Here is an 11,850-nt window from a genome sequence, read left to right as displayed (position 1 = left end):
AACCGCCGTATACGGAACCGTACGTACGGTGGTGTGAGAGGTCGGTAGTCGAAACAATCGGCTACCTCCCACTCGATCTCTAATGGCCGAAGACCGGGTCGCCTGAGGCGAATTGATTTTCTATCATCGAAAACTGTGGTATAGTACCCAAATGATAGGAATTCTGGTTAGTTCATCAGGTTTACTGACCAAGGTAGGCAAAACTGATTTAGGCTTAAGCCTGGAGAGAAAGGGTGAGTTGATTGTTTGAAAACACCGAAACAGAAGGCCCAGTGACCTGCTCGTTTTGTGGTAAGTCACAGGATCAAGTCAAGAAGATCGTTGCGGGCCCAGGTGTTTACATCTGTAACGAATGTATTGACCTTTGCAAGGAAATCATTGACGAAGAATATAGCCAAGATGCAGCCGAAACGAATCTCGAAGTGCCAACGCCGGCTGACATTGTAAACACGCTCGACCAATATGTTATCGGTCAGAACGAAGCCAAGCGGACCCTTTCCGTAGCGGTTTATAACCATTACAAGCGGGTTAACGAAATGGCTCAGGCCGAAGATGACGGTCCAGAACTACAAAAGAGTAATATTGCGGTTATCGGACCCACTGGTTCTGGGAAGACTTACCTGGCGCAAAGCCTGGCAAAGATCTTAAATGTCCCATTTGCCATTGCCGACGCCACGACGTTAACTGAAGCTGGTTACGTGGGTGAAGACGTTGAAAACATCCTGCTAAAGCTCCTCCAAAGCGCCGATTACGACGTGGAACGGGCCGAAAAAGGAATTATTTACATTGATGAAATTGATAAGATTGCTAAGAAGTCGGAAAATGTTTCCATTACGCGAGATGTTTCCGGTGAAGGGGTCCAACAAGCTCTGCTGAAGATCTTGGAAGGCACTATTGCCAACGTGCCACCTCAGGGCGGCCGTAAGCACCCGCAACAAGAATTCATTCAAATCGATACGACCAACATTCTCTTCATCGTTGGTGGGGCATTTGATGGCATTGACGGCATCGTTAAGCGTCGTCTGGGTGACCAGACGATTGGTTTCGGTGCTGACAGTAAGGAACAGACGGTCTTGGCCTCAGGCGATAGCCTGATGCAACACGTCATTCCAGAAGACCTTCTGCAATTTGGGTTAATTCCTGAATTCATCGGTCGTCTGCCAATTTTGACCGCGCTCGAAAAGCTCGATGAAAATGACTTGGTTCGTATCTTAACGGAACCTAAGAATGCCTTAGTTAAGCAGTACGAAAAGTTACTGTCACTCGATGGCGTTCAACTGGAATTCCAGCCAGCAGCCTTGCGTGAGATGGCGAAGTTAGCCATTGCCCGCAATACTGGGGCCCGTGGTTTACGGTCAATCATCGAAGATGTCATGCGTGACATCATGTTTGATTTGCCAAGTCGTAATGACGTCGCCAAGGTGGTTATTACTGCCAAGACGGTGACGGATCATGCCGAACCAGAGATTGAATTGAAGGATCAAAAGGCGTCATAAGGTTAGAAGCCACGTCATGTGGTGAAAGCGATCAGTCCCGCGGGCTGGTCGCTTTTTTTATGGTGTTAGGGAAGCCGCGTCATGGCCGCGTTTAACTCAAATAGGGCCGTGGTTGTTGCCAGAAACTTTCCCAGTCACACGACGTTCTGTGTTAGAATGATGAAAGATATTTGGAGAGGATGACAGTAACCAATGGAAGTCAATCACGTAGAATTAGTCATGAGTGCGGTTGATCCCGCCCAGTATCCCACGACGGGGTACCCTGAGATTGCGTTTGTCGGTCGGTCAAACGTGGGGAAATCGTCATTGACCAATGTGTTGATCAATCGACGCTCGTACGCTCGGACGTCGAGCCAACCCGGGAAGACCCAGACCCTGAATTTTTATAACGTCGAGGACCAATTGTATTTCGTCGACGTGCCCGGGTACGGTTACGCGAAGGTTTCAAAGGCTGCCCGTGAGAAGTGGGGCCACATGATCGAGACCTATTTGACGCAGCGTGATCAATTACGCGGAGTCGTCTCGCTTGTTGATGCGCGTCACGAACCAACGGAAGCCGACGTTCAGATGTATCAGTGGTTGGCCTACTATGGCCTCCCAACGCTGATCGTGGCCACCAAGAGCGATAAGATCGCTCGGGGCAAATGGAACCAAACGGTAAGCCAGATTAAGAAGTCCCTGAACTTGCCAAACACTGATAATATCGTGATGTTCTCCGCACCAAAGAAGATTGGCCAGGATACGATTTGGCAATGGATCGAAGAACAAGCCTTTGGGGAGGACGACTAAGTATGGAATTTAACGATTATCAAAAAGCAGCTAACCGGACGTTGTACGGTAATGAACAGGTCTTGACGAACTGTGCTTTAGGGCTCGCCGGTGAGACGGGTCAAGTGGTCGACCTCGTGAAGAATTATACCTTCCACGGCCAGGACTTAGATCACGATGCCATTGTTAAAGAAATGGGCGATGTGCTCTGGTACCTGAGTCAGATTGCACAATGGTCTGACATTGACTTTGACGAAGTCGCACAAGATAACATCAAGCGGCTGAATGCTCGTTATCCACACGGCTACCAACCTAATCGGTAAATAAAAAGGACCCACGGGTTAAAACCCGTGAGTCCTTTAACTTACCTAGTCCTGGTGATGTTCCCGTTCGTACTTGGATTTATCGTTCTTGATTAAACCTTTAGCCCGCTTGTTATCCTTGTGGGCGTCCTGGCGTTTCAGAAACTTATCCCGCTTAACATCGGTGGGATCCATTTGTGCAAACTTACCGAACATGGAGTCCAGGTCATCTTGGCGCTTGACTTTCAGAGCCAATCCAGCCACCTCCTTGTCTTCTTTAGCAGTATCATAGCAGAAACCAGGCGGCTTGTCATTTATTGTGCGGAACGGTGAGAGTGGATTACTTGCACCAAACACGTATTCGGCTTATACTTTATAAGCTAAATTCTAGAAAATGGGGAGGTTGCGCCGTTGGCATCGGAATATTTGGAACATAAATTAGCTTTGTTACCAGGACTACCTGGTTGTTATCTAATGAAGAATATCAATAGCCAGATCATCTATGTGGGTAAGGCGAAGAACCTAAAGAACCGGGTCCGCTCGTACTTTAAGAGCAGTCATACCGGGAAAACCGCACAGTTGGTCAGTGAGATCGTGGATTTTGAAACGATTATCACCTCGACCGACAAGGAAGCCTTCCTGCTAGAAATTACGCTGATTCAAAAGCATCAACCTTACTTCAATATCAAGTTGAAGCGGGGGACGGGGTATCCTTACATCAAGATTACCAATGAACGTGATCCCCAATTACTATTAGTGAATGACATTAAAAAGGATGGGGCCTACTACTTTGGACCGTACCCCAATGTTTATGCGGCCGAGGAAACGATTCACTTTTTACAGAAGGTTTACCCGCTTCGCCGGTGTACCGGTTATCAGGGTCGGCCGTGTCTGTATTATCATATGGGCCAGTGTCTGGGGGCCTGCTTCAAGGAAGTGCCTGAGGAAGAATACGAGGGTCAGGTCAAGAAGATTAAATCCTTCTTGAATGGCAACGTGGGGCACGCTGAGAAGGAACTAAACGACCGGATGACGGCCGCTGCTGCCGATATGGAATACGAACGGGCCGCCGATTTGCGGGACCAGATTCGTTATATTGAAGCGACGGTTGAAAAGCAGAAGATTATTTCTAATGACAGTACACCACGGGATATCTTTAATTTTTATCTCGATAAAGGGTGGCTGTCGATTCAGGTCTTCTTCATTCGGCAAGCGCGGTTGATGAAACGTGAGAAGCGTCTTTTCCCCGTGGTTAGTACGGCGGAGGAAGAAATTGCCAGCTTCATCGTCCAGTTCTATCAACGAAAGAATACAGTTCTGCCCCGTGAGATTCTGGTACCGGCCTCGATTGATAAGGAGGTCATCGAATCGATGCTCCAGGTTCCCGTTAGAACGCCGCAACGCGGCACTAAACGGGATTTGTTGGAGATGGCCGGGAAGAATGCCAAACTGGTCTTAGAAGAGAAGTTTCGGCTGTTAGAACTTGACGAGGGTAAGACGACCGGCGCCATGAAGGAGATTACGGATGCCTTGGGCATTGCGCCTGGACACCGAATTGAGGCATTTGATCACTCTCACATTCAGGGGGCCGATTTAGTCTCCGCGATGGTCGTGTTCGTCGATGGCCAACCGAATAAGAAACTTTATCGAAAGTATAAGCTTCGTACCGTGGACCATGCGGATGAAACGGCCAGCACCCTTGAGGTTGTTCGCCGGCGTTATGGACGCCTGCTCAAGGAACATGGAACGATGCCGGATCTCATCCTAATGGATGGGGGTGACATCCAGATGAATGCCGTTAAGGAAGTTCTTGAGGATGAGTTCGACCTGCACATTCCGGTTGCGGGGATGGTTAAGAATGACCATCATAAGACGGCGGACTTGCTGTTTGGACCGGATGATCACCACGTTCATCTGGATCCCAAGAGTCAAGGCTTCTATCTGGTACAACGGATTCAAGACGAGGTTCACCGGTTTGCCATTACATTCCACCGGCAGGTTCACAGCAAGCACTCGCTGAGTTCACGGTTGGACCGCATTCCCGGCGTCGGGCCTAAGACGCGAAATAAATTACTCCGAAAGTTTGGTTCCATGAAGAAAATTGGCACGGCCAGTGTCGATGATTTACGGGCCCTGGGCATCAGTGAAACGGTGGCCCAGACCATCCGGCTGACCCTTCAGGCGGATACGGCCGAAATTAAAAGTCCCCGCACACCAACTCAGCTTTGACGGAATGGTGGTTTGCCGGTATACTGGCTAGCAGGAGACGACGAAAAGCAGCGTTGGCTGGTTTAGAAAACGAGGAAAATAAATATGTTTGTAGATCAAGTAAAAATTAGTGTAAAAGCCGGTAAGGGTGGCGACGGGATGGTCGCTTTCCGCCGGGAAAAATTTGTGCCAAACGGGGGACCAGCCGGCGGTGATGGCGGACGCGGTGGCGACATCGTGTTCAAAGTTGACGAAGGCCTGCGGACCCTGATGGATTTCCGTTATCAACGGAAGTTCAAGGCGAAGAGCGGTGGCAATGGGGCAATTAAGTCCATGACCGGTCGTGGCGCCGAGGACACCATTATCAGTGTGCCTCAAGGAACCACGATCATGAATGATGAGACCGGTGCCGTCATGGGTGATCTGGTTGCCAGTAATGATTCCGTCATCATCGCACATGGTGGTCGGGGTGGCCGTGGAAATATCCACTTTGCCTCGCCTAAGAATCCGGCGCCAGAAATTGCCGAAAATGGTGAACCTGGACAAGAGTTCGACATTCGTTTGGAATTAAAGGTACTGGCCGATGTGGGGTTAGTTGGGTTCCCATCCGTTGGGAAGTCGACGCTATTGTCCACGGTCACTAGTGCCAAGCCGAAGATTGCCGAATACCACTTTACCACGTTGGTTCCCAACCTGGGGATGGTTCGGTTACCCGATGGCCGTGACTTTGTGATGGCCGATTTACCAGGTCTGATCGAAGGGGCTGCCAAGGGTGTTGGTTTGGGCTTCCAGTTTCTTCGTCACGTTGAACGGACGCGGGTTATCCTGCATCTGATCGACATGAGTGGCTTGGAAGGACGTAACCCTTACGACGACTTTGAGAAGATTAATGAAGAATTAAAGGCATATGATCCAGATATCTTGAAGCGTCCACAAATTGTCGTGGCGAACAAGATGGATATGCCCGATTCCGAAGATAACTTGGCGCAGTTCAAGGAAGATTTGGCCCAAGACAAGCTCTTGGCAAACAAGCCTGAAATCTACGCGGTTTCGGCGCTGACGCACAAGGGCTTAACACCACTTCTTCAACGGACGGCGGACATTTTGGCGGAAACACCGAAGTTCCCAGTCAAGCAGGAAGAAACGGTCAAGACGGCCGAATACGACTTCCAACCAGAACCAGAATTCAAGATTACCCAAGATGCCGATGGCACTTGGATCTTGAGTGGGGCCAAGTTGGAGAAGCTCTTCCAGATGACCGATATCAATCACGACGAAAGTCTCTTACGCTTTGCTCGACAAATGCGGGGGATGGGTGTCGATGATAGTCTCCGTGAACACGGCGCCAAGAATGGTGACAGTGTTCAAATCGACGACTTTGTCTTTGAATACATGGCTTAATTTAGCCGCGAAAAAGGCCCCAGGAATTTTGATCCTGGGGTCTTTCTTTATGGACAAATTTTAAAGGGAAACCTTGAGCCATCCCGTTGGGGCGACGACTTGCTTCTGATCGACGTAGGCCCCGTTAAAGGCGATCTTGACAGATTTGAAGGTTGGCTTCTGCTTTTCGCTAGCTAACCCGGTGGCGAAGGTGTCGAGCTTGCCGCCGGCCGGAATCGTCTTGCCGGCACTGGCATCGCTAAGCTGAGACATGACGGTCAACTGTTGGGTCTTGGTCAACCGGATGGCTTTGATGCCATCGGTGGTCACGGCCTGTTTTCCCCGGTTAGAAATGGTAAACTTAACTTGGAGTGTGTAATAGGGACTCTTAATGTTGGGAACATCGAGCGCGTCCGCTGCCATTTGCTTAGCGGCGGCGGTCTTAGCGGTGTTCTTAATGATCCGAATCGTGGTGATGCGGTAGGTCAGCTTGCCGGACTTAATGGTCGTTTGGGGATGCTTAACCTGACGAAGGTTGAGTTCCGTGCCGACCTTGTCAAAGGTATACTGACCGGTCGACTTGAGGTTGCCAGACTTGATGTAGTTCGGACTCTTGGTCTGACTGGCCGAGGGATGGTAAGTGGCAACTTTCTTGGATCCAGAAGAGGACACCGCCGCATCCGGTTCAGGGGCACTGTACTTTTTACTAGAGGCACTGGAATTCTTGAAACTCGCGGTGCTCTTCTGCTCTGCCGACTGACAAGCGGTTAGCCCTAGCGTGAGGACTGCTAGACCGACGAGCAGTGGTAATTTGACGTGACGCATAAGTGAAAACTCCTTTCAACCGAATAAGATTTGATGGGGCACCAGCCGATACCCATAGAGACGCGTGGGCGGTGTGGCCTGAACGAAGAGACCAACGCTTGGGGCGACCTGCTGGGTCCGAGTTCGAAACTGATCCAGGGTCAGCGGCCGACCCGTTCCCGTGATGAGGAAGAGGTTGTGGTCACGCGTTTGCAGATCACAGACGGGGAGGTTCCGATCGGCTTGTTCCCAGTAGAGTGTTAGTGCGGGATGCAAGTCGATAGTGGAAAGGTTAAAATCGTTGAGTCGCATCGGGAGAGCCTCCTTGTCCAAAACTTACCTCGATTATACCGAATTTAAGCACAGAACCCTAGCAAAAATAGTCGTTAGTCGCCGTGATGAGGTATTGAGAGTTGCGGTTTGGGTGAAAATCCCCTAAAATAGTGGACGGACTTTAATTATAGATAGGAACGAAAAAAATATGGAAATTCAATTTTTAGGAACGGGCGCCGGGTCGCCAGGTAAGTTCCGGAATGTCACCAGTACGGCATTGCGGTTACTCGATGAACGTAACTCGGTGTGGCTGTTCGACGTGGGAGAAGCCACGCAGCATCAGATCTTACGGACGACACTGAAACCGCGCAAGATCGATAAAATTTTTATTACGCATTTGCATGGCGACCATATTTTTGGGTTACCAGGACTTCTGAGTAGCCGGTCGTTCCAGGGCGGCGATGGTCCACTGACCATCTACGGCCCCAAGGGGATTCGACAATATGTCGAGACCAGCCTGCGGGTTTCTGAGACTAAGCTGTCTTACAAGATTCACTACCAAGAACTCACGACCGATGGGTTAGTTTTCGAAGACTCTAAGTTTCGGGTGTCCGCACAGCGGTTGGATCACAAGATTCTTTGCTTCGGCTATCGGGTCGAAGAAAAGGATCATGCCGGCGAACTTAACGTGGAGAAGTTACGGGCCGATCAGATTCCAGCAGGGCCAGTGTATGGTCAACTGAAGTCGGGTGAGACTGTGACCTTACCGGATGGCCGGACCATCAATGGTCAGGACTATCTGGGGCCAAGCCAACCAGGGCGGATCGTGGCGTTATTAGGTGACACGCGCCAGACACCAAACGCAGCCAAATTGGCTGAGAATGCCGATGTCTTGGTTCACGAGAGTACGTTTGCCAAGGGTGAAAGTAAACTCGCTCGGGCCTACTACCATTCGACGAACATTCAGGCGGCAGAATTGGCTAAACGGACGCACGTCAAGATGCTCCTGTTAAACCATATCTCTGCGCGTTATACCGGAAAGATGGCGCTGGAACTCCAGAGCCAGGCACGTGACGTGTTCCATAACACACGGGTCGTCAAGGACTTTGACGAGATCGATGTGCCGTTTCAGAAGGTCGCACCAGAAGGGACGCACTCATGAAAAATCAATGGCGAATCGTCGTTAGTATCTTATTAGTGATTATTGTGGCAGTCTTTGCCCTTCTTAATCGGGGCAGTGTGCCCGTTTCCTTCGGGTTTGCTACGGTTCGTTGGCCACTCATCTTGCTCCTGTTGGTTTCGATCTTAATTGGGGCCGTCCTGATGATTTTGTTCTCAACCATCTCGTCGGTTCAGAAGAAGCGGGCCTACAAGGATCTCGAACAGAGCACGACCGAGAAGATTACCAAGTTGCAGGACGAAAACGCGCAACTTAACAAACGGATTCAAAACTCACAGAGTAAACAAGCTTCTGGCCAACAGGCCAAAGAAATTAAGGCACTTCAGACCGAAATTACCGATTTGAAGGCCCAGTTAGCAGCTAAATAAGGACAGGTAGGGAGAAGAGTGGTGCCAGTGACACCGCTCTTTAACCATTTAGAAAGGATGATTTGCTGGTGATTCCTGCACAATACCAATGGCAGATTAAGAACGTGGATCAACCGTCGGACGAAGCCCAGAAGCTGGCCGCGGCGGAGAAAATTTCACCGATTGTGGCACAGATTCTTTGGAACCGGGGGTATCAAACCACGGAAACCGCGCACGCCTTCCTGAACCCGGGTCCGGAACAGTTGCATGATCCCTTTGCGCTGCACGATATGCAAAAAGGGATCGATCGGATTGAGGATGCGATTGGCGCCGACCAGCAGATCACCATTTATGGGGATTACGATGCTGATGGGGTCACGAGTACCTCGATCCTGTATGAAACCTTGAACGAAATGGGCGCAAAGGTTAATTACTATATCCCGAATCGGTTTAAGGATGGCTACGGTCCCAACGTGGACGCCTTCAAACGGCTGATTGCGGCGGGGACGGAGTTGTTCGTCACCGTCGACAATGGGGTAGCGGGTAACGAAGCCATCACAGCGGCTAAGGCGGTTGGGGTGGACGTGGTGGTCACCGACCATCATGAGTTGCCAGAGACGTTACCGGAAGCCTATGCCATCATTCATCCCCGCTATCCGGGAGCTGAATATCCCTTTGGGGGACTGTCCGGTGCCGGGGTGGCCTTCAAGGTTGCCCAGGCCTTGCGCGAAGAGATTCCGCAAGATCTCTTGGACCTAGCAGCTATTGGGACCGTTGCCGATCTGGTCCCGCTGGTGGATGAAAACCGGGTACTGGTCCACTTTGGTCTGCAACTCTTGAAACAAGACGAGCGGCCAGGGTTACAGGCTTTGATGAAGACGGCGGGGTTGAAGCCAGATGAATTGACCGAGCAATCGATCGGGTTTGGTCTGGCTCCGCGGCTCAATGCCTTGGGACGTTTAGAGGACGCGGCCCCCGCCGTTGAACTCTTGACGACGCTAGACGAGTCCCAGGCCAGTCAATTGGCCCAACAGACCGAATCTCAAAACCAGAAACGCCAGGAATTGGTTCGCCAGATTAGTTCAGAGGCTTTAGCCCAGGCGACCGATGAGACCCATCAAGATCGGCCAACGCTGATCATTAGTGGTCACGGTTGGCACGAAGGGGTGCTGGGGATTGTGGCCAGCAAGGTCGTTGAGACGACGGGGAAGCCCGCCTTGGTCTTAAACGTTGCCGATGATGGTCATGCCAAGGGCTCAGGTCGAAGTGTCGTGGAATTTAACTTATTTGCGGCCTTAGATGGCCATAGAGACCTGATGACGGCTTTTGGTGGTCATCACATGGCCGTAGGCTTAACGGTCCCAGCGGACAATTTAGAGGCCTTAGCCGACGCGTTAGATGTTGAGGCGCAGAACCAGAAGTTGACCGAGAGTGGTCCGAGTGAGGTGGCCGTCGCCGCCAGCTTGGATGTCGCCACGGTCACGCCGGATCTGTACCGCGAATTGGCCCAATTGGCGCCGTTTGGGACAGATAACCAGCAACCACTATTTGCCTTTGAATCTGCGACGTTGACGCAGATCAAGGCGATTGGTAAAGATCACACGCACTTGAAGTTTCAGTTACAGGAAGGCCAGCACCAGCTGAATGCCATTCAGTTTGGGGCCGGAAACGAGGTCGCGGCATTGACTGCGGCACCGGATCAGGCCGATGTGCTGGGCGCTATCGAGGATAACGTTTGGCAAGGTCGCCACTCACTGCAACTGATGGTCAAAGATCTTCGGTTGGACGGGCAACCCGGTGATGATGAACAAGCTGGTAGTAATGCGCAATCTGATGGCAATAAACAACCAGTCATCGACGAACGAACGACACGGCTGCACCAAGCCATGTTTAAGGACGCTGGTGTTTACTTGTTCTTCCATCGGGGGATTTATGACCAATTGTTAAGTCAACTCCCGAAGGACGCGACAGCGGTGTTGTATGACGGGTCCGTTCAGTCGACCTTACCCCCGGATTCCCGGGTGTTTGTGGTGGATTGTCCGGATGCCACGGCTGATTTGGAGACGGTCTTGGGGCAACTCAAACCGGCGACAGTGACGGCCTATCTCTATAAGAAAGAAAGTCTTTCACAATTAGGGATGCCAACTCGCCCGCAATATGCTAAACTATTTAAGTTCATTGCGATGCACCAGCAAGTCGATGTGGGGCACCAGTTGGCTCAGCTCGTCTCGTTCTTAGAGATTCCACGGACCCAATTGGTCTTTATGATTCAGGTCTTCTTCGAATGTGGGTTCATCACGATTGATCATGGGATCATGAATGGGGTCCCTCAGCCGGAATCAAAGGATCTCTCAACCGCACCGAGCTATCAGCTACGTCTGCAGCAGATTCAGACTGAGAAAGATCTTCTCGCCTGTTCAACTGCGGCACTGACGACGCGTCTTCACGCCCCATTGATATAAAATAAAGGAGCTACTTACACTTATGGCAACTGATTTTACGAAATATATCGCAACGGTTCCCGACTATCCTGAAAAGGGTGTCATGTTCCGGGACATTTCCCCGCTGATGGCGGACGGTGAGGCCTTTCATGCGGCAACGGATGAAATCGTCGCTTACGCCCAAAATAAGGGTGTGGAAATGGTCGTTGGTCCGGAAGCCCGGGGATTCATCGTGGGCTGTCCAGTCGCCTACCAGATGGGCATTGGCTTCGCGCCAGCCCGTAAGGAAGGTAAATTGCCACGGCCAACCGTTAAGGCGTCTTACGACCTGGAATACGGCACCTCAGCACTTTACCTGCACAAGGACGCCATCAAGCCAGGCCAAAAGGTCTTGGTAACTGACGACTTGCTGGCAACCGGTGGGACTATCGGGGCAACCATTCAATTGGTTGAAGACCTCGGTGGGATCGTTGTTGGGACGGCCTTCCTGATCGAATTGGAAGACCTGCATGGTCGCGACAAGTTGAAGGGCTACGATGTCTTTAGCTTGATGACTTACTAATTTTAATTTTTTGGGATCTATGATATTTGGTGTTGATGGTAAATCCATCAACACCATTTTTGTATAATAAAAGGGCACATCACCATTGT

At 50.8% G+C, this 11,850-nt stretch carries 12 protein-coding genes; 9 read left to right on the top strand and 3 right to left on the bottom strand.

What is annotated here, in order from left to right:
• Positions 1-242 precede the first annotated feature (242 nt).
• The 3 genes from clpX to OCU14_RS10800 all read left to right on the top strand — a co-directional run bounded on the left by clpX (position 243) and on the right by OCU14_RS10800 (position 2,587).
• On the top strand, positions 243-1,496 hold the full coding sequence (gene clpX / locus OCU14_RS10810) for an ATP-dependent Clp protease ATP-binding subunit ClpX (RefSeq protein WP_261811034.1): 1,254 nt from the start codon (positions 243-245) through the stop codon (positions 1,494-1,496).
• Positions 1,497-1,688: 192 nt separating this feature from the next.
• Entirely contained in the window at positions 1,689-2,285 is a 597-nt protein-coding gene (gene yihA / locus OCU14_RS10805) for a ribosome biogenesis GTP-binding protein YihA/YsxC (RefSeq protein WP_261811033.1), read from the top strand.
• Between the two features lie 2 nt (positions 2,286-2,287).
• Positions 2,288-2,587, top strand: a complete 300-nt coding sequence (locus tag OCU14_RS10800) for a nucleoside triphosphate pyrophosphohydrolase family protein (protein WP_125547402.1) — start codon at positions 2,288-2,290, stop codon at positions 2,585-2,587.
• A gap of 45 nt (positions 2,588-2,632) precedes the next feature.
• Here OCU14_RS10800 and OCU14_RS10795 read toward each other — a convergent pair whose 3' ends face one another.
• Entirely contained in the window at positions 2,633-2,830 is a 198-nt protein-coding gene (locus OCU14_RS10795; RefSeq protein ID WP_261811032.1) for an SPJ_0845 family protein, read from the bottom strand.
• 147 nt (positions 2,831-2,977) lie between these two features.
• Here OCU14_RS10795 and uvrC point away from each other — a divergent pair, with 147 nt between their 5' ends.
• Together uvrC and obgE are read left to right on the top strand one after the other, a co-directional pair.
• The gene (uvrC, locus tag OCU14_RS10790; RefSeq protein ID WP_261811031.1) at positions 2,978-4,795 is read left to right on the top strand and encodes an excinuclease ABC subunit UvrC; all 1,818 of its coding nucleotides are present in this window, start codon (positions 2,978-2,980) and stop codon (positions 4,793-4,795) included.
• An 84-nt stretch (positions 4,796-4,879) separates the two neighbouring features.
• The gene (gene obgE / locus OCU14_RS10785) at positions 4,880-6,175 is read left to right on the top strand and encodes a GTPase ObgE (RefSeq protein WP_261811030.1); all 1,296 of its coding nucleotides are present in this window, start codon (positions 4,880-4,882) and stop codon (positions 6,173-6,175) included.
• A 60-nt stretch (positions 6,176-6,235) separates the two neighbouring features.
• Here obgE and OCU14_RS10780 read toward each other — a convergent pair whose 3' ends face one another.
• Positions 6,236-6,979 (bottom strand): hypothetical protein, encoded by a 744-nt coding sequence (locus tag OCU14_RS10780; RefSeq protein ID WP_261811029.1) that lies wholly within the window; start codon positions 6,977-6,979, stop codon positions 6,236-6,238.
• Between the two features lie 15 nt (positions 6,980-6,994).
• Positions 6,995-7,270 carry a hypothetical protein gene (locus tag OCU14_RS10775; RefSeq protein ID WP_261811028.1) on the bottom strand — a complete coding sequence of 92 codons (276 nt, stop codon included), beginning with the start codon at positions 7,268-7,270 and terminating at the stop codon, positions 6,995-6,997.
• 169 nt (positions 7,271-7,439) lie between these two features.
• Between OCU14_RS10775 and rnz the strand changes: the two genes are divergently transcribed.
• The 4 genes from rnz (at position 7,440) to OCU14_RS10755 (ending at position 11,761) form a co-directional block, all read left to right on the top strand.
• Positions 7,440-8,393 carry a ribonuclease Z gene (rnz, locus tag OCU14_RS10770; protein ID WP_261811027.1) on the top strand — a complete coding sequence of 318 codons (954 nt, stop codon included), beginning with the start codon at positions 7,440-7,442 and terminating at the stop codon, positions 8,391-8,393.
• The gene (locus OCU14_RS10765) at positions 8,390-8,779 is read left to right on the top strand and encodes a lipopolysaccharide assembly protein LapA domain-containing protein (protein ID WP_261811026.1); all 390 of its coding nucleotides are present in this window, start codon (positions 8,390-8,392) and stop codon (positions 8,777-8,779) included. The genes rnz and OCU14_RS10765 overlap by 4 nt, the downstream gene beginning before the upstream one ends.
• Positions 8,780-8,847: 68 nt before the next feature.
• The gene (recJ, locus tag OCU14_RS10760; RefSeq protein WP_261811025.1) at positions 8,848-11,220 is read left to right on the top strand and encodes a single-stranded-DNA-specific exonuclease RecJ; all 2,373 of its coding nucleotides are present in this window, start codon (positions 8,848-8,850) and stop codon (positions 11,218-11,220) included.
• A 22-nt stretch (positions 11,221-11,242) separates the two neighbouring features.
• Complete coding sequence (locus OCU14_RS10755; protein WP_125572784.1) at positions 11,243-11,761, top strand: adenine phosphoribosyltransferase; 519 nt, start codon at positions 11,243-11,245, stop codon at positions 11,759-11,761.
• The last annotated feature ends 89 nt before the right edge of the window (positions 11,762-11,850 follow it).

Origin of the sequence: Levilactobacillus humaensis, assembly GCF_024345185.1 — a bacterium.
In the GTDB taxonomy this organism is placed as follows: Bacteria; Bacillota; Bacilli; order Lactobacillales; family Lactobacillaceae; genus Levilactobacillus; species Levilactobacillus humaensis.
This window is presented reverse-complemented; position numbering and strand designations above follow the sequence as displayed.